The sequence below is a fragment of the Bacillus sp. FSL H8-0492 genome, from assembly GCF_038006145.1.
Classification (GTDB): Bacteria; Bacillota; Bacilli; order Bacillales; family Bacillaceae_G; genus Bacillus_A; species Bacillus_A mycoides.
Genome location: NZ_JBBOUP010000001.1, coordinates 4,857,490 through 4,884,478 on the forward strand (window position 1 = coordinate 4,857,490; position 26,989 = coordinate 4,884,478).

General features: G+C 35.0%; 24 protein-coding genes. 10 read left to right on the plus strand and 14 right to left on the minus strand.

Annotation, left to right across the window (positions count from 1 at the left end):
• The first annotated feature begins 256 nt into the window (after positions 1-256).
• The 3 genes from MHH66_RS25205 to MHH66_RS25215 all read left to right on the plus strand — a co-directional run bounded on the left by MHH66_RS25205 (position 257) and on the right by MHH66_RS25215 (position 4,317).
• Positions 257-1,951 (plus strand): methyl-accepting chemotaxis protein, encoded by a 1,695-nt coding sequence (locus tag MHH66_RS25205; protein ID WP_078185096.1) that lies wholly within the window; start codon positions 257-259, stop codon positions 1,949-1,951.
• A gap of 236 nt (positions 1,952-2,187) precedes the next feature.
• The gene (locus MHH66_RS25210; protein ID WP_078185095.1) at positions 2,188-3,879 is read left to right on the plus strand and encodes a methyl-accepting chemotaxis protein; all 1,692 of its coding nucleotides are present in this window, start codon (positions 2,188-2,190) and stop codon (positions 3,877-3,879) included.
• 120 nt (positions 3,880-3,999) lie between these two features.
• Complete coding sequence (locus MHH66_RS25215) at positions 4,000-4,317, plus strand: metal-sulfur cluster assembly factor (protein ID WP_000082522.1); 318 nt, start codon at positions 4,000-4,002, stop codon at positions 4,315-4,317.
• 44 nt (positions 4,318-4,361) lie between these two features.
• On the opposite strand, the gene MHH66_RS25220 is transcribed toward MHH66_RS25215, so the two are convergent.
• From MHH66_RS25220 to MHH66_RS25250, 7 genes are all read right to left on the minus strand, one after another.
• The gene (locus MHH66_RS25220; RefSeq protein ID WP_131828952.1) at positions 4,362-6,011 is read right to left on the minus strand and encodes a M4 family metallopeptidase; all 1,650 of its coding nucleotides are present in this window, start codon (positions 6,009-6,011) and stop codon (positions 4,362-4,364) included.
• Positions 6,012-6,220: 209 nt separating this feature from the next.
• Entirely contained in the window at positions 6,221-6,919 is a 699-nt protein-coding gene (locus MHH66_RS25225) for a pirin family protein (RefSeq protein ID WP_078185093.1), read from the minus strand.
• Between the two features lie 50 nt (positions 6,920-6,969).
• A complete protein-coding gene (locus MHH66_RS25230; RefSeq protein ID WP_002089461.1) occupies positions 6,970-7,380 on the minus strand; it encodes a MarR family winged helix-turn-helix transcriptional regulator in 411 nt (136 codons plus the stop codon).
• 113 nt (positions 7,381-7,493) lie between these two features.
• The gene (locus MHH66_RS25235) at positions 7,494-7,928 is read right to left on the minus strand and encodes a DUF3920 family protein (RefSeq protein WP_002015986.1); all 435 of its coding nucleotides are present in this window, start codon (positions 7,926-7,928) and stop codon (positions 7,494-7,496) included.
• A 136-nt stretch (positions 7,929-8,064) separates the two neighbouring features.
• Entirely contained in the window at positions 8,065-8,658 is a 594-nt protein-coding gene (locus tag MHH66_RS25240) for a DedA family protein (protein ID WP_078185092.1), read from the minus strand.
• A gap of 80 nt (positions 8,659-8,738) precedes the next feature.
• On the minus strand, positions 8,739-9,938 hold the full coding sequence (locus MHH66_RS25245) for a cation:proton antiporter (protein WP_002191123.1): 1,200 nt from the start codon (positions 9,936-9,938) through the stop codon (positions 8,739-8,741).
• Positions 9,939-10,436, minus strand: a complete 498-nt coding sequence (locus MHH66_RS25250; protein WP_001026068.1) for a cation:proton antiporter regulatory subunit — start codon at positions 10,434-10,436, stop codon at positions 9,939-9,941. It abuts the gene before it with no gap.
• Between the two features lie 410 nt (positions 10,437-10,846).
• On the opposite strand from MHH66_RS25250, the gene MHH66_RS25255 reads away from it, so the two are divergent.
• The 3 genes from MHH66_RS25255 (at position 10,847) to MHH66_RS25265 (ending at position 13,607) form a co-directional block, all read left to right on the plus strand.
• Positions 10,847-12,280 (plus strand): alanine/glycine:cation symporter family protein, encoded by a 1,434-nt coding sequence (locus tag MHH66_RS25255; RefSeq protein WP_063218075.1) that lies wholly within the window; start codon positions 10,847-10,849, stop codon positions 12,278-12,280.
• Between the two features lie 239 nt (positions 12,281-12,519).
• On the plus strand, positions 12,520-12,960 hold the full coding sequence (locus tag MHH66_RS25260) for a Dps family protein (RefSeq protein ID WP_078185091.1): 441 nt from the start codon (positions 12,520-12,522) through the stop codon (positions 12,958-12,960).
• Between the two features lie 449 nt (positions 12,961-13,409).
• Entirely contained in the window at positions 13,410-13,607 is a 198-nt protein-coding gene (locus tag MHH66_RS25265) for a hypothetical protein (RefSeq protein ID WP_000656312.1), read from the plus strand.
• Between the two features lie 105 nt (positions 13,608-13,712).
• Here the strand turns inward: MHH66_RS25265 and MHH66_RS25270 are convergent, their stop codons facing one another.
• The 3 genes from MHH66_RS25270 to MHH66_RS25280 all read right to left on the minus strand — a co-directional run bounded on the left by MHH66_RS25270 (position 13,713) and on the right by MHH66_RS25280 (position 15,612).
• Positions 13,713-14,216, minus strand: coding sequence for a DinB family protein (locus tag MHH66_RS25270; protein ID WP_078185090.1), 504 nt, complete (start codon positions 14,214-14,216; stop codon positions 13,713-13,715).
• 417 nt (positions 14,217-14,633) lie between these two features.
• Positions 14,634-14,915 (minus strand): hypothetical protein, encoded by a 282-nt coding sequence (locus MHH66_RS25275; RefSeq protein WP_078185089.1) that lies wholly within the window; start codon positions 14,913-14,915, stop codon positions 14,634-14,636.
• 118 nt (positions 14,916-15,033) lie between these two features.
• Positions 15,034-15,612: an LOG family protein gene (locus MHH66_RS25280; RefSeq protein ID WP_033707281.1), complete on the minus strand. Its 579-nt coding sequence runs from the start codon at positions 15,610-15,612 to the stop codon at positions 15,034-15,036.
• A 73-nt stretch (positions 15,613-15,685) separates the two neighbouring features.
• On the opposite strand from MHH66_RS25280, the gene MHH66_RS25285 reads away from it, so the two are divergent.
• The 3 genes from MHH66_RS25285 to MHH66_RS25295 all read left to right on the plus strand — a co-directional run bounded on the left by MHH66_RS25285 (position 15,686) and on the right by MHH66_RS25295 (position 18,042).
• Entirely contained in the window at positions 15,686-16,009 is a 324-nt protein-coding gene (locus MHH66_RS25285; protein ID WP_078185088.1) for a MazG nucleotide pyrophosphohydrolase domain-containing protein, read from the plus strand.
• A gap of 53 nt (positions 16,010-16,062) precedes the next feature.
• Complete coding sequence (locus tag MHH66_RS25290) at positions 16,063-16,569, plus strand: ferritin (protein ID WP_000949400.1); 507 nt, start codon at positions 16,063-16,065, stop codon at positions 16,567-16,569.
• 300 nt (positions 16,570-16,869) lie between these two features.
• The gene (locus tag MHH66_RS25295) at positions 16,870-18,042 is read left to right on the plus strand and encodes a DUF418 domain-containing protein (protein ID WP_078185087.1); all 1,173 of its coding nucleotides are present in this window, start codon (positions 16,870-16,872) and stop codon (positions 18,040-18,042) included.
• 55 nt (positions 18,043-18,097) lie between these two features.
• Here the strand turns inward: MHH66_RS25295 and MHH66_RS25300 are convergent, their stop codons facing one another.
• The 3 genes from MHH66_RS25300 to MHH66_RS25310 form a co-directional block, all read right to left on the minus strand.
• The gene (locus MHH66_RS25300; RefSeq protein ID WP_002191127.1) at positions 18,098-19,279 is read right to left on the minus strand and encodes a NupC/NupG family nucleoside CNT transporter; all 1,182 of its coding nucleotides are present in this window, start codon (positions 19,277-19,279) and stop codon (positions 18,098-18,100) included.
• Positions 19,280-19,780: 501 nt separating this feature from the next.
• Complete coding sequence (locus tag MHH66_RS25305; protein WP_078185086.1) at positions 19,781-20,962, minus strand: NupC/NupG family nucleoside CNT transporter; 1,182 nt, start codon at positions 20,960-20,962, stop codon at positions 19,781-19,783.
• Positions 20,963-21,266: 304 nt separating this feature from the next.
• Positions 21,267-22,697, minus strand: coding sequence for an alanine/glycine:cation symporter family protein (locus MHH66_RS25310; RefSeq protein ID WP_002068141.1), 1,431 nt, complete (start codon positions 22,695-22,697; stop codon positions 21,267-21,269).
• Between the two features lie 301 nt (positions 22,698-22,998).
• Here MHH66_RS25310 and MHH66_RS25315 point away from each other — a divergent pair, with 301 nt between their 5' ends.
• Positions 22,999-23,637, plus strand: a complete 639-nt coding sequence (locus tag MHH66_RS25315; protein ID WP_033707279.1) for an NAD(P)-dependent oxidoreductase — start codon at positions 22,999-23,001, stop codon at positions 23,635-23,637.
• 44 nt (positions 23,638-23,681) lie between these two features.
• On the opposite strand, the gene MHH66_RS25320 is transcribed toward MHH66_RS25315, so the two are convergent.
• On the minus strand, positions 23,682-26,876 hold the full coding sequence (locus tag MHH66_RS25320) for a putative mucin/carbohydrate-binding domain-containing protein (protein ID WP_078185085.1): 3,195 nt from the start codon (positions 26,874-26,876) through the stop codon (positions 23,682-23,684).
• Positions 26,877-26,989: the final 113 nt, after the last annotated feature.

A 26,989-nucleotide genomic window follows, 5' to 3' on the forward strand; every position in this document is an offset into this window, starting at 1 on the left:
CGTTATCAACTAATTAGAAGTATACAGGATGTTATTTCAAATTACAATACCATTTCTGATTTTTATTTATGAATTTTTTGATATACAAATGTATACATTTTAAGAACATTTACTCACATTAATCTGCCATATTCCATTATCTGCTATAATTTTCATTGAACAGATTAATAACTTCTTAATCATGTTTTTATTAATTTCGTTCTTAATATTTATAAATTAAAATAAATAGTTTTTTTAAAAAAAGGTAGGGGTAACAATGAAATATGTTAGCATTCGAAAAAAACTACTGTTCACACTCTTAAGCATTTCTTCCTTATTTAGCATTGCTCTTATTGTTATTCTTTCATTCGCGATGAATCAAGCAAGTGAAATCGAAACATTAAAGAATGATGTATCGAAAAGAGCAACGATTTTAAAAGAACGTGGCGATTGGTTCCAAGCGCAGGTCGCTGGTTTACAAGAATATTTACTATCACATGACCAAAAAGGATTGGATAAATTCAACCGGGAAGGAAAAAAACTAGCTGATACTAGGGAGAAAGTAACAAGTGATAAAAAACTCCCAGAAGGAATGAAAGAGGCCATTTTAATGGGAGCAAAATGGCGCAGCGTCGTAGATAATGAAGTCCTCCCTCTTGCACGGGAAGGAAAATGGGATGAAGCATCCAAAATTGCTCTTGCTCAAACAGATTATGTAAATGATCTTTTAAGTCGTTTTACTAAATATGCAAATGAAGAAAATGACAAACGGGACGTATTAATTGCTGACGTAGAGTCTTCTTCATCCCTTATTCAATATATTATTTTCTTCTCACTCATTACATGTACATTAACGTCTATTCTATTGGCATGGGGGTTCTCTGGTAAACTCGTTAAACCGATTCGACAAATTGATGCGAAGTTAAAAGAATTAGCTTCTCAGGATGGCGATTTAACCGCTAGATTACACGTAACGAGTAAAGATGAAATTGGTGACATCGCAAATTCCTTTAATCAAATGCTTGCTAACTTACAGCGTATAATAAAGCAAGTTCAACAAACATCAACAAGTGTAAAAGAAGCTTCTGAAAATGTGTTTATCGAAACAACTGCTTCTATGGAAAATACCGCAAAAACTAAAGAGACTATGAATGCTCTTGAGCACAATATTCGTTCACAAGTTTCTAGCATTGAAGAAAGTTCAACCGCAATGGATGATATGGCAACGAGTGTTCAGCGCATTGCACAAGCTGCCTCTTCTGCCGCTAGCCTAGCTGTTACAACTTCTGAAAAAGCAGATGATGGAAATAAAGTCATTGAAAAATCTATTACACAAATGCATACAATTAACGAAGCTGTTAACGCTACATCACAAGTGGTAGAGCGACTCATTACACATACGAATCATATTGATACTGCACTTCAATCTATTTCTAATATTGCCGAGCAGACGAATTTGCTCGCTTTAAATGCTTCTATTGAAGCGGCCCGTGCTGGTGAACACGGAAAAGGATTCGCTGTTGTTGCCGATGAAGTACGAAAACTTGCTGAACAATCTCAGCTAGCAGCAAATGACATTAACCATTTACTTCATCAAATTCAAGCGGACACAAAAATAGCAAATGACATGATGACACAAGGTCAGTCAGAAGCTTCTGAAGGAATTACAGTCATTCGTACCGCTGGATCTTCATTCTCAGAAATTGTTAATCACATTAACAATTTCTCTACACAAATACAAGAAATGTCTGCAACTGCTGAAGAAATGGCCGCAAGTTCTGAAGAAATGAATGCAGCTTTAAATAATATCGCTTCTATTTCAAATGAAGTTGCTGCCGAAACATCGAAAACAGCAACTTCAGCTGGTGACCAAGTAAACAAAATGAGTGTCGTTGCTAAAAAATCATCAGAAATGAAAACAATTGTGCAAGAACTTGAAGTGCTCGTTTCTCATTTCAAAACAAATAGTTAAAATGAAAATTTCATTTATACTTCTACGAACTCTAAATTGTTAGAAAGAGCGATTTAGAGTCTCTCTTTTTTCACGCTAAAATATCTCTTTCTATCTCCCATTCTGTCTGCTATAATTCCTAAAGGAAAGAAGAAAGCTTTATTCCAGATGGAGTAAAGCTTTCTTTCAATTTTTTACATTAATTAATTAATTAATTAATTCTAATACTAAGATTTTACAAGGAGGATTTTTATCATATGAATTTTATTAGCATTCGAAAAAAACTAATGTTCATGATGGGAGTGATTTGTGCTTTATTCGGCATCGCCTTAGCTTTTATTTTATTCTTTACCATGGATCAGTCTCATAAAGCTGAAACATTACAAAAAGAAATTTCTCCTCTTGCAACAGAATTGAAAGAGCGCGGAGACGCTTATCAAGTACAACTTTCTGCTTTAAGAGGTTATTTACTACAACATGATCAAGTCGAATTAGACAAGTTTAATGAGATGAGTAAACGTCTTGAAGATACAAAAGGGCAACTTCTTTCTAACCCTAACACTTCTCAGTCCGTGAAAAGCACAATGGAATTAGGATCCACTTGGAGAAAGTTCATTGAAGAGAAAGTATTCACTCTTGCAAAAGAACAAAAATGGGAAGAAGCTTTACAAGTAGCTTCTACAGAGAATGGCACTGTTTATAAAGTAATCGGTGATTTCACAAATTACACTAATGAACAAGCTAAATTACGTGAACAATCTATTGAAAAAATCGATCAATCTTCACTACGAATTGAATATATTGTCTTCTTATCACTTGTTATTTGTATTGTAACTGCAATTATTCTTGCATGGTGGTTCTCTGGTAAGCTTGTAAAACCAATTCAACAAATTGATACTAAACTAAAAGAATTAGCCTCTCAAGAAGGCGACTTAACAGCCCGTCTACAAGTAAATAGCAATGATGAAATCGGTGCTATTGCCACATCATTTAATAAAATGTTAGAAAACTTGCAGCATATCATTAATCGTGTTCAAAAAACATCTGTAGAAGTACAAACAGCTTCTGAAAATATGCTAGAAAAGACTAATACATCACGCGAGGCAACAATAAGAGTTCAAAGCTCGATGTCCAACTTAAATTCAAGTATTCAATCGCAAACTTCTAGTATGGAAGAAAGCTCGACTGCGATGGATGATATGGCAATAAGTGTTCAGCGTATCGCTGAATCTGCTTCGTCTGTGGCCGAGCTAGCTGTTACCACATCTGAACATGCTAACGATGGAAATACTGTTATCCAGAAATCTATTACACAAATGACAACGATTCACGAAGCTGTAAATGCTACATCAGAAGTAGTCGAACGTCTAATCACTCATACGAAATATATTGATACGGCTGTACAATCTATTTCTAATATCGCTGAGCAAACGAATCTACTTGCTTTAAATGCTTCTATTGAAGCGGCTCGTGCTGGTGAACAAGGAAAAGGATTTGCTGTCGTAGCTGATGAAGTTCGTAAACTTGCGGAACAATCAAAAACAGCGGCAAAAGATATTAACCAATTGCTTCATCAAATTCAAAATGATACGGAAACTGCTAGCTCTATGATGTCTAAAGGTCGTTCTGAAGCATTTGAAGGCATTACTGTCGTTCGTGAGGCTGGTACTTCTTTCACAACAATTGTTGAACAAGTAAATAAAGTATCAACTCAAATGCAAGACATATCAGCAACTGCTGAAGAAATGGCTGCAAGCGCTGAAGAAATGAACGCTTCACTTAATAACATCGCTTCTATTTCAAATGAAGTATCTAGTGAAACAGCCGCAACGGCACAATCTGCTGAACAGAAAGTCATCGTGATGAATGAAATGACTCTCACTGCAAAACAAATGAAACAAACAGTTGAAGAATTAGATCAGCTTGTATCTCATTTTAAAACTGAATAGCTTTTCAAAAAAATATTCCTCTCTCAGAGAGGAATATTTTTTTGAGCTCATTTCCTGCACTTATCCCGCATATCCGTTATAATGAGAACCGATATCATTAATATTTAGGGGGTGCTACACATGTCACAACAAGCATTTGAAGAAAAGTTATATGCAAACTTAGAAGCTGTTATTGACCCTGAGCTAGGTGTTGATATTATCAATCTCGGATTAGTTTATGACGTTACAGCGGATGAAAATAATAATGCTGTCATTACAATGACGATGACTTCTATCGGTTGTCCAATGGCTGGCCAAATCGTATCAGACGTTAAAAAAGTATTATCAACGAACGTACCTGAAGTAAATGAAATAGAAGTAAACGTTGTATGGAATCCGCCATGGACAAAAGAACGTATGTCGCGTATGGCGAAAATCGCATTAGGTATTCGTGACTAAATAAGGAAAAGACCTGACAATCCAGTCAGGTCTTTTTTCTCTTATTATTTTACTCCTACAGCATCATAAGCTTTCGTTACAGCTTGTACCTCTTTAGAGTTTTTACCGTATAGATCCTCTGCTGATTGAAGTGCAGCTTGACGCATCATTTTGAAATCAGAGTTTGCAGTTAAATATTTTGTAAGAGCACGATAGTAAATTTTTTCTGTTGCTTCACGGCCCACTCCAGTTACTTTCACATTGTAATGCGTGCCGCCCTCAGACACTAAATACGCCGCCTTATTATTAATACTACTGTTAATATGAACGCCGCCATTATCAGCTGTTCCAGTATAACGTTTATTGTAGTGATCTGGGTAACCTTCACCTGGTTTTAATGGGTTTGGAATAGATGCTGGATCCTTTAGAGAACGAAGTGCATCTCCAGGTTTACCAGGTGTATAAATATCAGCACCTAAATCCCAGCTCTTCTTCTCAACCATGACGCCCATAATATCAGATAACGATTCATTTAACGCTCCTGATTCATTTTTATATACAAGGTTTGCTGTATGTTCAGTTACAGCATGCGTTAATTCGTGGCCAATAACATCTAGCCCTGCTGATAATGGAATAAATGTCTTACCATCTCCATCACCATACATCATTTGTACACCGTTCCACGCTGCGTTATTCCAAGATTCACCTACGTGAACAGCAGAAATAAGTTTTGCACCTTTATCATCGAAAGAGTTACGGTTAAATGTCTTTTTATAATAATCATATACTTTTCCTGCATTCACATGCGCATCAACTGCCGCTTTATCTTCGAAGAACTTAGATTTACTTCCAATTTCTTCTCCTGTATATCCAAGAATTTGTGAGAATAAATTAAACCAGTCTTCGTTCATATTCTCTGCATCAAATGTATGGACACCTTGTCCTCGTGTACCATCAAATAAGTTGAACGCTCCTGTTTTCGTATCTTGAGCAATTTCAAATGATTGTCTAGCACCTAATACTCCGTAACCAAATCCAGTAATGTTATCTACAGCATTATATTTCTCAATAACATTTCCATTTGTTGCATCAACAAAGTAATGCCAATATCCTGGAGCTGGTTTCGAAACCGACGCTTTTACAAGATATGCAAGATAGTATTGACCATCTTTTTCATACACATATAAATCTTTTTTCACACCATCATAATTCTTTACTTTACCAATTTCTTTCTCAATATTAGCTTTTGCAATCGTTTCGGCTTGTTCCGCACTAATACTTGCAGATGCAGGAATATTTTTATTATCTAAATTCGGAATAACTTGTCCGAAAAATGCTTTTACATTGTTCTCTTTATCAAGCGTAACTGTTTGATCTGAACCATACACAGGAATGTTATTATGCTTCTCAACTAACTTCACATGTGTTGTACCAGACTCAGCATCTTTTTCTTCACCAACGATATTGAAATGTTTGTCAATATTTCCTGCTAGTTTAAACATATCTTTTTTACTCTCTAAATATTGAAAGACCGTCTCTTTTTTATCTAGTCCTTCCGGCGCTTTCCATTCTTCACCTATGTAAGCTGGTGTTTTAAACTCTTGGTGATACTGGATTTTTTGCTCTTCTGCTTTCGTCGTAGTTGCTCCAAATGCCCCAAACCCACTTGCGATAACAGTTAATGCTAATGCTGATGAAATTACTTGCTTTTTCAATCTAACACTCCCCATTTCCCTAAAAGTTTTTAACACCTTTATAAATATTCTGAATAATCTCTCTAATACCTGCTCTCAAAAATTGAGAAAGTTTTTTCTGATAATTAAACTCACCAAAAAGAGGACATCGAAAAACGATGTCCTCTTTCCTATAACTTTTCATTCCGCTATTTATATGCTGGAAAGCCACCACTGATTAAAGCCTCACTTTATTGCATTTTCATTTCAATTGCTAAATAGTGAGACTTCTCTTTCGCTTGAATACGAATATATTCTTCTACAGCCTCCGCTGCGTCACGCATTACAAGTGTTTCACCGTTTACAACGCTGCTACCTTCAATTTGTACAATGTACAATTGACGTCCTTCTTTAACAGGAAAATGAATTTCTTTACCAGCTTCTAATGATAAAGAATATAAATTTGCATCTTGGTGAATATGAATTGGTGCATCTCCATCAGAAGGAGATACCATATGGAACCACTCATTTTCACGTTTACTCCAATCAAATTTAAACTCACCATAGTTTGGTTTATGACCGTCGCGGTCTGGTAAAATCCAAATTTGCAATAAACGTAATGTTTCACTTCCTAAGTTATGCTCACTGTGAAATACACCAGTACCTGCACTCATATATTGAACATGCCCACGCTCAATTGTCCCGCGGTTCCCCATACTATCTTCATGTGTTAATTCACCATCTATAACGTAAGAGATAATCTCCATATCACGGTGCGGATGCATATCAAAACCAGTTTGTGGCGCTATTAAATCATCATTCATAACACGTACTGCTCCAAAATCCATGTTGTTTGGATTATAATAATTTGCAAAGGAAAAATGAAAATGTGTATTTAACCAACCGTGATTTGCTCTTCCCATATTTTTATGATCAACTTTTCTAAACATATCCTTCACCTCATATTATCTCGAAATCGAGATATTTATTTTTAATTTTATCACTGCAACTTCTTCAGTAATTCTAATAATTGTTTTTGTTCTTCTCTATTTAACTTATCAAATTGCTCTGCTTGAAATGTTTCTTGCGGCGGGACTATTTCTTCATATAGAACCTTTCCCTTTTCTGTTAATGAAATATATTTCGTAGTACCTTCTTGTTCACGCTGAATCCAATCTAGTTGCTCCATCTTATTTAAAAGTTGAGTAACATTTCCTTTCGTAACAAACAACTTATTTCCAAGTTCTTGCTGCGTTAAACGATCGTTTCCTCCAATTTGAACTAATACATCAAACTGAGCGGCAGATACATTCCACTTTTTCAAATGCTGATTCGTCTCACGAATACTTCTATTATAAAAGCGTGATAAACGAAACCATAATATTAATCCAAGTCTTTCCTCTGCTTTCATTACATCACCTCGCTCATTTGATACTATTAGTTTAGAACTAAACTTATCAAAGGTCAACTACTTATTTTTAATTAGCAACAAATAAAAGCACAGTGATTTTCCTCCACTATGCTTCAGATTAAATTTCTATTTTTATATTCATCTAGCTTCCTCTCCGCGAAATGCCTCGCATCTTTCTCGATCCATCTTTCTTCGTATAGTTCATTTCCAACATATAGTACATCGTCCTTATGCTGCATCGCATGCCTGAATTCATGCAATAGCGTTTTGAGTACTTGCTCATACTCTTCCCACATACAAACGAAAATTAATTGTTTTTCTTTATGATAAAAACCACCTACTGGGAATAAAAACTCCTCTTCTTCTTCTCCTAATGATAAAAGTACATGATTCGCATCACACGTATCACAAAAAATAACTGGCGTTGCACTTACTTCAATAAGAGAAAACAAATCATTTCTTAACTTTTTGACATCCCAAGGAAGCTCCGAATCCAACACATACCAATTCTCAACTTGTTGATATACATTTTGAAACTGGAGTTCCATTTCTCAATAATCCCCTTTCCAAACTCCCTTTTCCTATATGTATGCCACACTATGGTAAATATTAAACATACTCTTTCACCCTTTAAAAAATGACAATAAAAAAGAATCTATGTCAGCATAGATTCTTTTTCCGTAATCACTTTTTTTTCATCATTTTTTTAAATATAAAATAACCAATTGCACAAACAATAGCAGCAAGCGCAAAATATTTCACATATGGCCCAGCTACTTTATTAATACTTTCCCACTCTGATCCTAATTTAAAGCCTAAATAGACAAATACAATTGACCATGGAATAACAGCTAATGTAGTTAGCGTAATAAACTTAGCATGTGACATTTTCGCAATACCTGCTGGTATCGAAATAGCATGACGCACAACAGGAATAAAACGCGCTGTAAAAATAACACCAGTTCCGTAACGATTAAACCACGCTTCAGCATAATCAATATGTTTCTTCTGAATCAAAATATATTTTCCATATCGCTCAAGAACAGGTCTTCCTCCGTATCGACCGATCCAATAAATGAATAGTTGTGCGATTACACCACCAATTGTACCGAACGCGACAGCCCCCCAAAATGTAATGCTTCCTGTTGATACTAAATAACCTGCATAAGATAATACGATTTCACTTGGGATAACCTCTATCATTAATCCCAGCATAATTCCCCAATAACCAAGTCCTTCTAGAAAAACTAAAACTGAATGAATCAACTCTCCTAACATCATTTACCTCTCTTTACTGTTTTCATTGCAAAAAATAAAGTACAAGCAGTAAATATCTTGTACTTTTATTTTTTTAAAATTTATCTAGTCTTCGTATCCCACTTAAATATTTTATTTAATAATTTATATACATTTTTCGACTCTTTCGTAAGAAGTGGACCTAAAATCGATAGTATAAGCACGTATAGTGCTGAGAATGGTTTCAATACTGACATTAAACCACCGGCGATACCGATATTAGCCATAATAATGGAGAATTCTCCCCTTGAAACAATTGTTAATCCAATATTTGTGGACGCCTTATGCGATAATCCAGCTTGTCGTCCTGCAATCATCCCTGCTACAAAATTTCCGATTATCGTCAGAAGTACAGCACCTAACGTTAACCATATCGCCCCGCCTAATGAAAACGGATCGATACTTAATCCGAAACTGAAGAAGAAAATAGCTCCGAAAAAGTCTCTAAATGGAACAACGAGATGTTCAATTCTGTCACTATGCTCTGTCTCAGAGAAAACTAATCCTAAAAGAAGTGCTCCAATTGCTTCGGCAACGTGAATTGTTTCCGAGAAACCTGCAATAAAGAATAACGAAGCAAATACTACAATAATGAAAATTTCATCTGAACTAATATTGAGCAATCTATTTAATAACGGCGTAGCCTTTCTAGCCACAATAAAGAATAGAAGCATGTATCCTAAAGCAATTCCAATCGAAGTAAGAGCACCTAAGAAGGAAGCATGATCCCCTAGGACTAAACCAGAAACAACTGATAAATATACAGCAAGGAATATATCTTCAAACATAATAATTCCTAATATTAATTCGGTCTCATTATTACCAGTTCTTCTTAAATCCACTAACACTTTAGCAACGATGGCACTAGAAGAAATCGTAATAATACCCGCAATAATTAAGATTTCAAGTAAAGGGAAGCCCATTATAAATCCATATAATAATCCAAGTGAAAAGTTAATTAAAATATAAATCGTTCCGCCAATCGCAATAGAACGTCCAGATTTAATTAGTTTTTTCATCGAAAACTCTAGCCCTAGATAGAACAGAAGGAACAGAACTCCAATCCTTCCAAGGAAGGAAATTACACTTGCACTTTCAATAAATTTGAGATCGATAACACCTATTGTCGGCGCATGCGGTCCTACTAACATGCCAAGAACAATTAGAAAAGGTATTACTGAGAATTTAAACTTTCCAGCGATTACTGCCGCAATTGCTACTAAAACTAAAGCTGTACCAACTTCAAAAATTAAAGTATCCATCTAGTCAGTCCCCCTATTCGAAAGTAATTCATTAATAATCTTTTTAATTTCTTCTCTCTCACCAGAAACTACAAGCATATCTCCTTCTTCAATCACAGTGTCTGGACCTGGATTAAATAGCTTTTTCATATTCTTTTTCATAACTGCAATTATCGTTACGCTATATGTTTTTCTTATTTCAAGGTCGCCAATTGTTTTTCCGATTGCCGGAGCTGCATTCTCCACTTTAAACCACTCAATTGCTAAACCTTCAAAGACCATCTCAACATTTTCTAGTGCCCTAGGCTTATATACCATCCCGCCTAATATTGCTGCAATTTGTCTTGCCTCTGAGTCACGTAATGAAATACTTGAGATGCTTTCTTCATGGTCTGAATCAAAATGATACATTTCTCTACGCCCATCATCATGAATGACAATCACCATCTTTTCGTTACCTTTCGTAACGATTTGAAATTTGTAACCAATACCCGGAAGTTCACTTTCTCTAATATTCATATTTAGCTCCTCCACAACGATTTTTATTTGAATTTTCTGTTTTTCCGTCTTTTATTCATCAAATCAATTTTAGAAATTCTAACCATTCAGGATACCTGTGATTTGGAAATCTTTTATTGTAATAATAAGTGGCTCCTAAAAAGATACTTAAAGATGTAATGATAAAAAATAAATTACTTCTCATTTTTAAACTCTTAAGACTTACTTTCAATAAAGATTCTTCTTTCAAATTATCCCCTCTTTTTCGCTTTAAATTTAGTTTTTTAAAATGTAAATAATTCTAAAAATATTACGATGTAACTTAATCATAACATAAAGCACAATTAAGTAACATGTTTTTTTAGAAAATTTGATTCTGGTATATTTTTTGCATATAATTTTCTTATTACGAAAAAAAGGAAGTGTATTATATGGTTGATATCTTTAGCAGATTCCTTGAGGTAACGAATAATATTTTATGGTCATATATTCTTATTGCAATGTTAATCGGCTTCGGTCTTTATTTCTCTTTCAAATTAAAATTTGTCCAAATTACTCATTTCCGTGAGATGGTCAGTTTAATTAGTAAAGGATTTAATCGAAAAGAAAAAAAGAAAGATAGCATCTCTCCATTCCAAGCATTTTGCTTAAGTGCAGCAGCACGTATTGGTATCGGGAACTTAGCTGGTGTAGCATTAGCCATTTCAATGGGTGGACCTGGCGCAATATTTTGGATGTGGTTTATCGCTATCCTTGGAGCAGCTACTAGTTTTGTAGAATGTACGCTCGCGCAAATTTATAAAGTAAAAGATGGAAGCAGATTCCGTGGTGGACCAGCGTATTACATGGAAAAAGGGTTAAACAAACGCTGGATGGGTGTTTGGTTTTCACTTCTTATTACAGTTGCGTACGGATTAATTTTCAATTCTGTACAAGCAAACACGGTAACAATAGCATTTGAAAATGCTTTTGGACTAGAGCGAACGATCGTAGGAGCTCTATTAGCTTTATTAGTTGCAGTTATTATTTTTGGTGGTATCAAGAGCATTTCACGTATTACAGAAATGATTGTTCCTCCAATGGCGATTGTTTATATTGGTGTGGCTATTTTTGTCGTTATTAACAACTTCAATATGTTACCAAGCATTTTTACAGAAATATTTAACAGCGCATTTGGTTTAGACCAAGCTATAGCTGGTGGTATTGGAGCAGCAATCAAATTCGGAATTCAGCGCGGTTTATTCGCGACAGAAGCAGGTATGGGTAGCTCTCCTAATGCAGCAGCAACATCAGATGTATCTCATCCTGTAAAACAAGGACTTGTTCAAGCATTAGGTGTTTTCGTAGATACATTCTTAGTATGTACATCAACAGCGTTTATCGTATTATGTTCTGGACTTTACAAAGGATCGAATTTAGAAGGTATTGAATTAACACAACAAGCCTTAAGTTCACAAATTGGACCGTGGGCAAGTACTTTCTTAGCGATTATTATTTTCCTGTTCGCTTTCAGTTCTTTACTAGGAAACTACTATTATGGTGAAACAAATATCGCATTCATTAAAGAAAGCAAAACATGGTTACTGATTTATCGTGTTGCAGTTGTCGGAATGGTGTTCTTCGGATCTATCGCTGCCCTTCAAACGGTTTGGAGCTTAGCAGATTTCTTTATGGGACTAATGGTATTTACAAACTTAATTGCCATCTCATTCCTTAGCAAGTTCGCCTATGCGGCATTAGTAGACTATATAAAACAAAAGAAACAAGGAAAAGATCCTGTTTTCATTGCAAGTTCTATCCCTGGCTTAAAGAATACAGAGTGTTGGGATGGGCAAGATTTAGAAGAGAAGAAACAAGTTGGATAACAACTAAAAGCGGAAGAGGCTCGCAGGAAAAAGCGAAGCCACCGAATATTCTAGCCGCTGGAGCTATATAATAAAAAATCCCTATTACTTCATAGTAATAGGGATTTTTTATTTACAACCGTTCATAATTTGTTCAAATTAATTCCAGCAAAAGGGTTGATTTATACAAATTACTAGATTATAATAATTATAAATTAGTAATTCATATAAAATAATAACTCAAGAGGAGATTGATCATAATGAATACACAAGTAATCGAAGCATTAAACAAACAAGTAGCAAACTGGAGCGTTTTATTTACAAAACTACACAACTTCCATTGGTACGTAAAAGGACCTCAATTCTTCACACTACATGAAAAATTTGAAGAGCTTTACACAGAATCAGCTACTCACATCGATGAAATCGCAGAACGTATTTTAGCAATTGGCGGCAAACCAGTAGCAACAATGAAAGAATACTTAGAACTATCTTCTATTCAAGAAGCAGCTTACGGAGAAACTGCAGAAGGGATGGTCGAAACAATCATGAAAGACTACGAAATGATGCTAACTGAACTGAAAAAAGGCATGGTAATCGCTCAAGAATCTGACGACGAAATGACATCTGACCTACTACTAGGCATCTACACAGAACTAGAAAAACACGCTTGGATGCTACGTGCATTCTTGAATCAATAATATATTTAAAAGCGGAGGTGGCTCGTTCAGCTCTGACTGGCTAAGGTTCTTTCACATAGAAGGCGCTTTTTGCTTCGAGCGAGAGAGCGAAATGACCGGAGATTCTAGCCGCTGGAGCTGGATACCACTTAAAGCAGAAGCGGCTCACTCAGAGTCGCTTCTTTTATGTAGTAATCGCACTTGGTCGTACATAAAATTATATCAACGATTTTTTAAATATATCGATCATAACTCATAATATATAGGCGATTTTTTCATTTTATCGGCGTTTCGACAAAGAATATCGCTTTACCAACAAATCACGACAATAATAGCACTCCCCTCCACTACTTTTATCAATATATTACAATCTCTTTTATGTTAAAATATAGGTAACACCCTTTAGTAATTAGATCCAAAAAGCTTGTCCAAGTTCATCATTTACTAATTAAATGACGGGAGTGGTTCAGTTGAAAGACTACTTAATTAGAGCATTTTTTGCGTTAATAACAGTTGGGATTCTCTTACTTATAGCTAATATTTTCAATATACGTGTCGAGGTTAAAGACTATGCTTTCCTCGTTGTTGTAGCTATTGGTGGCGGTTGGGGTGGCTGGTACCTGTATAAAAAACAAAGTAATCAAAATGATAAAGGCATTCCGAAATAATATGGAATGCCTTTTTTCTCTAATACATAATTAAGCTTAAACCACTAATAAAAGCAGTCCCCAAAAACATCATACAACCCATATTCTATAGTAAATAAAAAGAATTCATTTTGAATATAGAAATAGTCCAAAATCTTGCATAACAGAGGTATGCCCCATTTGCCGCAACATTGTGGCTATATTCCCACGATGATATGCTCCGTGGGTGACGACGTGTAGTATTGTTTCAGAAACCGTCGTATCCAGGTGCCCAGCATATGGATTATCAACCTCAAACACTTTTTCATAATCTTTTTGACTACTTAAAAGTTCTTTATATCGTTTAGATAATTCATAAAAACTAGTTTCCATTTCCTCAATATTTTTTGTTTCTAGCTGTTCTTTCAATTGGTCTGTGTGTACCATTGCATCACTCATGCTTTTACCAGAAATAATCTCAAGCCAGGCTAAATCTGTGAGGTATATGTGAGACATTACTTTTGCCACCGAAGAAAAACCACTATTAACTTCCTTATGGAAAATGTCTTGCGGTAGTTCTTTTAAGCGATTTAAAATAACTTCATTTGCCCATAAGTGGTAGCTATACATTTTTAATACAGAACGCCCCATGCTCATTTCTCCTCCAATTTTCATTTTAATGATTAGATTATGATACATAGCTGATTAAAAATTCATAAGGATTACATCTATAAAATTTATTCTGATTTCGATTAAAAAAACCTCTATTAACTTCATAAAAAACATTCCCTATCTTCCACAATCTTCCCCTTTAACGGAACAGTTCTATGTCACTCAATAATTCCTTACTCACCTTTTATTCAGATGTTCTTTTTTTAGTCATCAAAATATCCCTCCATCTACTTCCCCTCTTCGAAGGATTTCACATCTCACTATCAATATATTTAACCAATTTAAAAACACATGCCTTTTTAAAATAAATTGACATGTGTTCCCAAAAATCTATATAAAAAACAAAGTAATCAAAATGATAAAGGCATTCCAAAGTAATATGGAATGCCTTCCTTTTTATTTCCGTCTATAGTAAATAACGAAATTCAGACCACTGATCAAAACAATCCCAATAAACATATTAGAAGACTGCACATCGCCGCCTAAACTATATTCATCGGCAATAAATCCTAACATAACAAGTGTTATCGAAGAAACACCAATACATATAACCGAAATAAACCAAAGCGAAAACTCGTTAATCAGCTCTTTCCTCTGTCTTAAAACAATTAGCATAACAAGAATAGATGCTGCTAAAATACTTTTAAAAACAGGACGTAAATACACAAACTCCTCCATCTATTTCCCCTTTTTAAAAACGTTATATATAAATATCAACATATTTAACTAACTTAAAAACACATGCCTTTTTACGATAAAAAAGACATGTATTTCTATAAATCGCTATAAAAATGTACTATGATAACTGCTTCCACTTCGTCCCCAAAACAGGACGCTCATAATTTTGTATTTCATGAATTAATTTAGCAGCCGTCTCAGCTGAAACGATTAACTCTTTATTCGATGGGTTCATAAAGCCTTCTTCCGCTGCGCGATCAACCATTTGCAGAATTGGTCCGTAGAAGTCTTTAATGTTTAATAAACCAACTGGCTTATCATGTATACCAATTTGTGACCAACATACAACTTCAAATAATTCCTCAAACGTTCCGTATCCACCTGGTAATGCAATGAAAGCATCCGCAAGCTCTGCCATTTTCGCCTTGCGCTCATGCATTGTTTCTACTTCAATTAATTCTGTTAATCCTGTATGTACGATTTCTCCTCGAAATAGACCGCGCGGCATAACACCTGTTACACGTCCACCTAAACGAAGAACTTCGTTTGCTACTTCTCCCATTAATCCAACGCATGAACCACCGTATACAAGCTCATAGTCGTTCTCAACAAACATTTTGCCTAATTCCATTGCCTGCTCTTTAAATTCTGGTCTCTCCCCTAAATTGGAACCTGCAAACACACAAATCTTTCTCATTCCTACACCCCGAAACTATATATTGTTATGATACAATTGACATTGTACAACATATTGAAGGGATGAGGAAGAAATGGATATCATTGCATTTCAAAGATGGGTTGAGGAATTTTACGAAAAACGAAGCTGGTCACAGTATAATGCCTTTATTCGCTTAAATTTCTTAACCGAAGAAGTTGGGGAAGTTTCACGAGTTGTTCGCGCTATTGAAATCGGCCGCGATCGTCCTGATGAAGATGCGAAAACAGAAGAAGAGCTAAAACAAGAACTAAAAGAAGAACTTGGTGATGTACTATCTAATCTTATTATTCTTTCGCAAAAATATGATTTAGATTTGCAGGACATTATGGAAGCACACGTCACAAAGCTTTCGAAAAGGTTTGAAACATCTAAATGAGAATGTTATCAATTATGATATAATATTATTGTCACAATAATAAGGGGGATTTTATGTTATCTAAAAAATTGCACGACGCATTAAATGAACAAATGAACTTTGAATTTTACTCTGCCCACGCTTATATGGCAATGGCTGCTTACTGTACAGCTGAGAGCTATGATGGATTCGCTAACTTTTTCCTTGTACAAGCTGAAGAAGAACGTTTCCACGCAATGAAGCTCTACAACTATATTAATGACCGCGGCGAGCGCGCTATTATTACTGGATTTGATAATCCTAACAACGAATACGAATCTGTATTAAACGCTTTTGAAGTTGCACTTGAGCACGAGCGTGAAGTAACGAAACGCATTTATCACTTATCTGATATCGCTTGGGATGAGCGTGAACACGCAACAATTACCTTCTTAAAATGGTTCGTTGACGAGCAAGTAGAAGAAGAAGCTTCATTTGATAGCATCATTCAAAAATTAAAACGTATTACAAGCGATTCAAACGCATTATTTATGCTAGATGCTGAACTAGAAAAACGTACATTTACGCCTCCGGCTGAATAATATTTTAATCACCTTAATGAATGTATTAAGGTGATTTTTTTATTTTCTCTCTAGCTTAAAATCACCTTAAATTTCCTCGTATTTGACATAACAACAGTAAATAAATGGTATTATTTTCAATATAAAGTAAAACTTTAATCAGTGGGGTTTTGTTCATCCCCCACTGATTATTAGCCTTCACCAATCGGGCGTTTACGGGCAGTTGATCTCCCACCTAACTTCTTTGCTCCAGCCGAATTTTGAGGTGGGAGTCTTACTGCTCGTTAATGCGGGATAAAATAATATACGAGGAGAGAAAAAATGAATCAGCGTGTAGAAGCAGTTGATGCAATCCGTGGTTTCGCTTTGTTTGGTATTTTACTTGTCAATATGACCTTAATTCAATTTGGATTCTTCGCCAATGAAAAACCAACTTACATATTTGGAAAACTTGATGAAGGTGCTAATTGGTTTATTCAATTTTTCGGCACCCACAATTTCATGTCCCTATTCTCTTTTTTATTTGGTCTTAGCATTATTTTGTTGCAAAAAAGTATTATTGCGAAAGGAAAAAATTTCTTCCCCACATACATAAGACGTATTATCATTCTTTTACTACTAGGCTACATTCACGGCACCTTTGTTTGGGAGGGAGATATTTTATTTGCCTACGGGGTTATCGGGATTTTCTTAATGATGTTCATCAATCGAAAACCGAAAACGTTGCTCATTTGGGCATCTATTTTACTAGCACTCATTATGCTCGCATCTTATCAATCTGAACCAACATCAAACACATTCAATGATGTCGCACCTTATATTGAAAAGGAGCATAAAGTTCATGAAACTGGAAACTATATGGATCATATCAACTTTAGATTAACTGAAAATCCTTTTGATTACATGGGAATTAACGGTGTCTTCGGATTAGTTATCCTGTCAATTTTCGCATTAATTTTTATGTCTCCACCCTTCTTACTCGGCATGTACGTAGGAAAAAAGGGATGGCTATTTAGGATTGATAAACATATACCTGCTGTCAAAAAGATCTGGCTTATTACTGGTATTTTTTCTTTTACAATCAAAATTTTAACCATGTTCGTAAAACATCCGATTTTAATTATGTTACAAGATGGCCTTACACCCGTAACCATGACCTTCCTTTACGGAAGCACAATTACTTTATTGTTCCATTACAAAAAAGCATCGCGCTTACTAACATACATGGCGAACATGGGAAAAATGTCGGTTAGTAATTACTTAGCGCAATCTATTATCACAACAACTATTTTTTACTCATATGGATTTGGCTTATACGGTAAAATTGGCTATTTCTTCGGTATTCTTTTAACCATTGGAATTTATACGATTCAATTATTCGTTAGTACCTATTGGCTACAGAAATACCGCATGGGTCCTGTGGAATATGTGTGGAGACTGGGAACTTATTTAGAGAGACCACGGTTTAAAAAAGACTTGGATAAAGCAAGTTAAACAAAAAGTCGTTTATCCTCCCGAAGTGAGAGATAAACGACTTCTTTGTTATTTATTAAAGCATAACCCCAACGATAATCGCTGATAATATACTTACTAACGTTGCACCATATACAAGTTTTAGTCCGAATGATGATACAACATTTGCTTGTTTGCCATCGATACTCTTCGTTGCACCTGCGATAATTCCGATAGATGAGAAGTTCGCAAATGATACAAGGAAGATTGATAAAATACCTACTGTACGGGCTGATAACTCACCAGCTACTTTTCCTAGATCAAGCATCGCAACAAATTCGTTCGTTACTAATTTCGTTGCCATAATTTGTCCCGCTGCTAGCATCTCTGATGTTGGAATACCCATTACAAATGCTAATGGTGAGAAGATATATCCTAAAATGCTTTGGAATGTGATTCCGAAAATTGAATCGAATACACCGTTAATTGCTGTAATTAATGCTACGAAACCGATTAACATCGCCGCTACTGTTACAGCGATAGAAAAACCAAGCATAATATATTCGCCTAACATTTCAAAGAATGTTTGTTTCTTATCTTCTTGTAATTCTAAAATATCGTCTTCTTCTTTTACGTCATATGGATTAATGATATGAACGATAATGAATCCACTAAATAAGTTTAGTACAAGTGCTGTTACTACATATTTCGGATCAATCATTTTCATATAAGAACCGACGATTGACATTGATACTGTTGACATTGATGATGCACAAAGTGTGTATAAACGATTTTTCGGTAATTTGCTTAGTTGATCTTTTACTGTAATAAATACTTCACCTTGACCAACAATTGCAGCTGCTACCGCATTATATGATTCTAGTTTTCCTAAACCGTTAATTTTACTTAATACGAAACCGACTGCACGAATGATAATCGGTAAAACTTTAATATGTTGTAAGATCCCGATTAATACTGCTAAGAAAATAATTGGTAATAATACTGTTAAGAAGAATGGTGCTTGTCCATCATTTGCTAGACCACCAAATACGAAATTAACCCCTGCTTCCGCAAATTTTAAAATAGCGCCAAATCCATCTGCAATCCCTTTTACTAACACAAATCCGATCTTTGTATTTAGTAAGAAATACGCAAGTACCAATTGAATGACAAGCATAAGTGCAATTGGCTTATATTTAATTTTCTTACGATCTGAACTTATAAGGAAACCTAGTACAAACACTACAAGTAAACCGACTAGAAACATTACTATTTTCATATGTGAATCCTCCACTTCTCTCACGAGTTATTGGTCGTATAACGTATAACGAATGACGTCTGACCATTGATGTTAAAAAAATTTAAAACCCCTAAATATTATTCAACTGTTATCTAAAATCAGTAAGCGTTTACATAAATTGCAATTTATAAAAGGTAGCCTCTTCTCTCCTACCATACTTGAAAGTCTGAAATTGATACCACCTACAAATCAAATTGTAAGCGTTAACTAATTGAAATGCAATATAAATTTTAAAATATTTTTATATGTTAATATATTCCTAAATATTTGGTTTTTTCATGTAAATTTACCATAAAAAAATAGCCCTAGCTATGAGCTAGGACCATCTTTTTTACCCCGCTTTAACGGGCAGTAAGACCCCCACCTCAAAATTCAGCGAAAACAAAGAAGTTAGGTGGGTGATTAACTGCCCGTTAAAGCCCGATTGGTGAAGGCTAATAATCAGCGGGGGATAAAGCCCCCACTGATTAAAGTTTCACTTTATAACATAACACCAACGATAATCGCCGATAAAAGACTTACTAATGTCGCACCGTATACAAGTCGTAATCCGAATGATGAAACAACGTTTGATTGGTTTTCATCGATTCCTTTCGTTGCACCTGCGATAATTCCGATAGATGAGAAGTTCGCAAATGATACAAGGAATACAGAAAGAATACCGACTGTACGAGCTGATAACTCACCAGCTACTTTTCCTAGATCAAGCATCGCAACAAATTCGTTCGATACTAATTTCGTTGCCATAATTTGTCCCGCTGTTACCATCTCTGATTGCGGGATACCCATTACGAATGCTAATGGTGAGAAGATATATCCTAAAATAGCTTGGAATGTAATACCGAACACTGAATCAAACAAGCTATTGATTGCTGTAATTAATGCTACGAAACCAAGTAACATCGCTGCTACTGTAATCGCAATCGTGAAACCAAGCATAATATATTCGCTTAACATTTCAAAGAATGACTGCTTTTTCTTATTTTCTAACTGCAATGTATCTTCTTCTTCCGTAATATCATACGGGTTAATAAGATGAATAATAATGAAACCACTAAATAAATTTAATACAAGTACTGTTACTACATATTTTGGCTCAATCATTTTCATATAAGAACCAACGATTGACATCGATACTGTCGACATTGAAGATGCACATAGTGTATATAAACGATGTTTTGGAATTTTACTTAATTGATCTTTTACTGTAATAAATACTTCTGCCTGCCCAACAATTGCAGCTGCTACTGCATTATATGATTCTAATTTTCCTAAACCATTTACTTTACTTAGCATAGTACCAATAGCACGAATAAATATCGGTAAAATTTTAAAGTGTTGCAGAATTCCGATTAACACCGCAAAGAATACGATTGGTAATAAAGCTGTTAAGAAGAATGAAACCTCTCCTTTATTAACAAGGCCTCCAAATACGAAAACGATTCCAGCTTCCGCATATCCAAGAAGCGCTCCAAATCCATCAGAAATTCCTTTTACTAAAATATAACCAACTTGCGTATTTAATAAGAAATATGATAATACCAACTGAATAACAAGCATAACCATAATTGGTTTATACTTAATCTTCTTTCGATCGGCACTTATAAGAAAACCGAGTACGAATACAACGAGTAATCCTACCAGAAACATAACAAACTTCATTAATAAAATCCTCCATTTAACTCTTCTTTAATGTTGAACGTCTGACCATTAGAAATGAGAAATAATCCGAACTTTCCCTTTATCACTAAAAATATAAAAATGAATATAAAAATCCGTCTAATCTCTTATTCCAAAGCCATTAATCATTCTAACACAAATTACAACTCACATCTGCATTTTTCTCAAAAAAAAATACATTTTATTATAAAACTCTCATTAATGTTCGTCTTTTACCTCTCTCCCCTAGTTTATTACTACACAAAAAAACGAGCATCAAATTTCACTGATGCTCGTTCCTTTTTTATTATACAGCTTTTTCTTTATCTGCTACTGCTGGCTTGTCCCAGCACTCTGTGTTCGTTAAACCAGGGATAGAATCTGCACTGAAGACTGGATCTTTTCCTTGTTTCTTTTGTTTCACATAGTCCGCCAACGCAGCATACGCAAATCGGCCAAGAAGTGTAATCGCAATTAAGTTTGTGATTACCATTAGACCCATAAATAAGTCTGCCATATTCCATACAACTTGAAGCGTCGCAACAGAGCCGAATAGTACCATTCCTACAACCGCAATACGATAAATCGTTAACCAAGTTTTACTTCGTTTAATAAATTCAATATTCGTTTCACCATAATAATAGTTTCCTAGTAATGAGCTGAAAGCAAATAAGAAAATGATAATCGCTAAGAAGCTACTTGCCCACGAACCGATTTGTGAACTTAGCGCGACTTGCGTTAATTCAATACCTTCTAAATTTGTTGCCTTATATGCACCAGAACATAGTACGATAAACGCTGTTGATGTACATACTAAGAATGTATCTACTAATACTCCAATTGTTTGAATAAATCCTTGTTTCGCTGGATGTGTTACATCAGCTGTTGCAGCCGCGTTTGGCGCACTACCCATACCTGCTTCATTCGCAAATAATCCGCGCTGAATACCAAACTTCATTGCAGCACCAATACCACCACCTACAGCTGAATCTAAACCGAATGCACCTTTAAAGATTTCTGTAAACATATCCGGTATTAAATAATAATTTTTAATAACAACGAACACAGCTACTGCAATATAAATAATTGCCATCGGCGGAACAATCATTTCTGACATACGCGCAATACTTTTCACACCACCAAAAATAATAACCGCAACCAATACCGCAAGTACAATCCCTACAACATAACGCTCAATACCAAATGCATTTTTAAATGCTAATGTCACTGTATTTGCTTGTACTGAGTTGAAAATTAAACCGTAACTAATTGTGATCAGAATAGAGAACCAAATCCCCATCCAACGTTTATTTAAACCTTTTTCCATATAATAAGCAGGACCACCACGGAAGCCACTGCCATCTTTTATTTTATAAATTTGTGCAAGCGTACTTTCTACGAAACTTGAAGATGCTCCAATAATCGCAATAACCCACATCCAAAATACAGCTCCAGGTCCTCCCATAGAGATAGCTAGCGCTACACCAGCTAAGTTACCGATACCAATACGAGCTGCTGAACTCATACAAAATGCTTGGAATGACGATACACTTCCCTTTTTACGTGTCTTTCCAGTTAAGCCATCACCCATTAGTCGAACCATTTCCCCTAAATGAGTAATTTGTACGAATTTCAATTTAATAGAAAAATAAAGCCCTAAACCAATTAACATTGCGATAAGAATATATGACCAAAGAATCGTATTCGTTGATGAAACGAATTGTTCTAAAATATTCATACAATTAGTCCCCTCCCTTTTTTCTTCATAAATTGAATTATATTTAAAAAATATTCAAAAATCAACATTTTTCGACAGGATATTGCTTCCATATGTTAGTTTTTATAACATGATCATGTTATTTGTTATGTTTTATGACTTTGTATTTATAAAATGCACATACTAAAACAATAAATAATCCATTGACAAAAAAGCAAACCTGTAACTATAATGATTACATCGGGTTGTAACAAACCTAATTACACCAAATTCATTCATTTTCACATATACACTTTAACAAAACACTTTGGAGGGATTCATTATGAAAATCGGAATTATCGGAGCAAGTGGTAAAGCAGGAAGTCGTATTTTAAAAGAAGCATTAGATCGCGGACATGAAGTAACTGCAATCGTAAGAGATGCTGCAAAAATTACAGACCAAAACGTAAAATTTTTAGAAAAAGATGTATTCTCTCTTACATCTAACGACCTACAAGCATTTGATGTAGTGGTAAATGCATTCGGTGCTCCAGCAGGACAAGAACATCTTCATGTAGATGCTGGAAACGTACTTATTGAAGCTGTGAAAGGTGCACCTAATACAAAATTACTTGTTGTTGGTGGAGCTGGAAGCTTATTTGTAGACGAAGAAAAAACAACACGTGTATTTGATACACCAGGTTTCCCTAACGAATACCTTGCAACAGCCCAAAACCAAGGTAAAAACTTAGAAATCCTACAACAAACAAATGATATCACTTGGACATTCATCAGCCCTTCTGCACTATTCGCATTAGGAAAACGTACTGGTTCTTATACAGCTGGCAAAGACAATCTTCTTGTTAACTCAAAAGGCGATAGCTACGTAAGTTACGAAGACTTCGCAGTAGCAGCACTTGATGAAATCGAAAATCCAAAACATGTAAACGAACGCTTCACAGTTGTTTCTGAAGCTGAGTAATAGAAAAAAATGCGCGTAGATCCAATATCTACGCGCATTTTTTATTACACTGTTCCCTTTACTAGTTCTAATCCACTTTGAGTGATTTTAAATACAACTTCTGCTGAAGCTACTTGTTCTGCTAACTCATTCTTTTTATACCATTTCAGACGACTTGGTTCTGCATGATACACTTTTACAACATCCCCATACTCAAATGGAGTACCATTTACTTGTTCTGCAAAATTCTTTGAGGTTTCTTGACCGTCTGCTGATATATGCTTTTTCTCATTTCCATTTTGATCATAAATCGTAAAACCTAAATACTGTTCGTTCACAAAACGATAATGAATCACATCATTCGTAAATGTTGCATGTAATTTCTTTTCATCATGATTTAACGTAACGATTGAACGTGTTACATTGGACACACCTTGATACACTATGCTATCCCCATATGTTACTTCTACAGGAACTTCTGTCACTTTCTTATTTCCGAAACGATCTTTCGTTTCTACTTTTACTTTTTGTTCACCGATTTTTGTTGTACTAGGTTTTTCCACAAAACCAACTACTTCTCCACCTTTTACTTGAACAAAGTTTTTTGCATCTAATTTTTCAGCGTCTGTTCCGATTGTCACTTTTTGTGGTACTGCTGTTACTTCTTGTAAGCTTTCCAGTTTTTCAAAACCTTTTTCCGTTATTTTAAAGTACAACTCTTGTTCCACGTTCCCTTTACCGTTACCTACAAACTCATTCTTTTGATACCACTTTAATCGATTTGATTCTGCATGATATACCTTAATAACATCACCATATGCGAAGTCTACACCATTCAACTGTTCTGCAAAACTTTCAGAAGTCTCTTGCCCTTCTACCGAAATAACTTTCTTTTCATTTCCATTTTGATCATATAGCGTGATTCCCATATATTTTTCATTCTCAAAACGATAATGAACTTTAGAATCCGTAAATGTTGCCTGTAGCTTTTTCGTATTATGATCCGCAGTTACGACAGAACGCGTTTTATTACCATCACCTTGGAAGACTAAACTATCGCCATACATTACTTCCAATGGCACTTCCGTCACTTTCTTATTTCCAAAACGATCTTTCGTTTCTACTTTTACTTTTTGTTCACCGATTTTTGTTGTATTCGGTTTTTCTACAAATCCGATTACTTCTCCATCTTTCACTTGAACAAAATCTTTTGCTTCTAATCTTTCAGCATCTGTTCCGATTACTACTTTTTGCGGTACTACTGTTACTTCTTGTTGAGCTTCCATTCTCTCAAAGCCCTTTTCTGTTACTTTAAATAATAATTCTTCCTCTACATTCGCCCTACCTTGGCCGATAAAGTTATTATTTTGATACCAATTAAAGCGATTTGATTCTGCGTGATACACTTTTACAACGTCACCATACTCGAACTCTAACCCATTAATCGATTTTGCGAATTCTTCCGCATTTTCAACACCTTTTACAGTTGCTTTCTTTTTCTCATTTCCATTTGGATCTAGTAATGTGAATTCAAAATACGCATCTTCTTTAAAATAATAATGCACTTGATTAGAATCAGCTGTCGCACTAAACTTTTTCTGATCGTGTTGCAGTGTTACAATCGATTTAATATCAGTACTATAATTGAGCCCTTTGAATACTAAGCTATCACCATAACCAACATTTACTACAACAGGAATTAAATTTTTATTCCCTTTTTCATCTATAATTTCTACTTTTACAGTTTTTTCTCCAACTTCAGGCTTATCTTGCATAATCACACCTGTTGTTTTTACACCTTCTCCTAAATTCTGTACAAGTTCTTTTGCTTTTTTCTCATCATATGTAGTACCAATTACTACATTTTGTATTTTTTCATTATTTGGCTCGCCATATGGAATTTCATATAACTCAGTTTGTTTTTCACGAATTGGATTGCTATCTGTAGATAACCAAACTTCCTTTTCTAATTTTGGTAAATTTAATTTTTCAATCTTCTCTCTAGTATCATCATTTGGAATTATTCCCCATTTATCAAAGAAAGGAATTAAATTTTGCCCAGCTACTTTTGACGTCATGTAAATAAACATCTGCTTTTTCTCTTCATCAGATTTAGGCATTTCTGTATCATGTAACACACGATACATTTGATGTAATTTCGGATAGAACTGGTCTCCATAAGCTAAATGCAACTGCCAAAACATAACTAATTTTTCGAATTCATTCATCTTCTCTTGCGCATTCGGTTTACCTAGATAAGCAAATGCGGCTTCATAACGATTTTCTTGCTCTAACCTTGTTTTATGTCCAAATGCAGTTTGAACTGCTAAAGAATAAATGTTAACGGTTACTTCTCCAAGCCCCTCCCATAACCAAGTGTCCTGTTGATGTTGATGCCCCACTTCATGCCAAGGTCCCCATCCATCCGCAGTTAACTCTTCTAGATTTAGTACTGACTCTAAATTCCCTTTACTATAAGCTGTTCGATAATAAGTCGCATACATATAATTGTCCGTATACCAGTCTTCAACATAATGAATGGAATGTTTGCCTTGATTCGCAACACCCACACCATCTTTTGATAAACCAGATATCTTATGTTCTATATTAATTATTTCATCATGTTTCTTTAATAACGCAGCTGGATCTTCTTGCTTCAAATGTTCCGCCACAGTCTCAGGATGCATAGTTAGTAAACTATTTTCCCCTTTCATCTCGATTGCATATGAATTCGGTGATTCCTTCAACATACGTTTCCAATCTTCTGTCGTATGTTTACCTAAAATAAATAAAGGATTTGGTATACCACCTTTTTTTACTTTAGCAACTACTTCTCCTGTGTTGTGATAATTATAAAAGTATAATAGCCCTCCATTCGGAGAAGAAATTTTATTTTCACCAGGATTTAAATTAAATTGTTTAGGTTCTTCTTTTTCATAAGAATATGTGCCAATATAAGCTTTAATCTTTTGATTCCCATCTACTTGAATAACTACTTCTTCACCTGGCTTTACATAAATACCAGTTGGTTCATAGGGAGAAAAGCTCATTCGACGCTGATGCAACTCACGTATCTCTTCTACATCACCTTTTGGCAGCAATTGATACACTCGCTCTTCTTGCTGTTTCTCCTTATCTTCAATCGTCATCTCTGCATATACCTTAGGCACTTCAAGACCATACGGAGTTAATAACGGAGTTAATAACGTAGCTAAAAAAACTCCAGCTACTAATACCCTACTCTTTTTCTTCTTTGACATAATCTGTGTCCCCTATTCCTTTTTTTAGACAAACTACCCTATACATTCATTTAATTGAAAATCCTATTATTTTTATAAAACCATTTAATGAATAGACTAACACCTCGCGCACC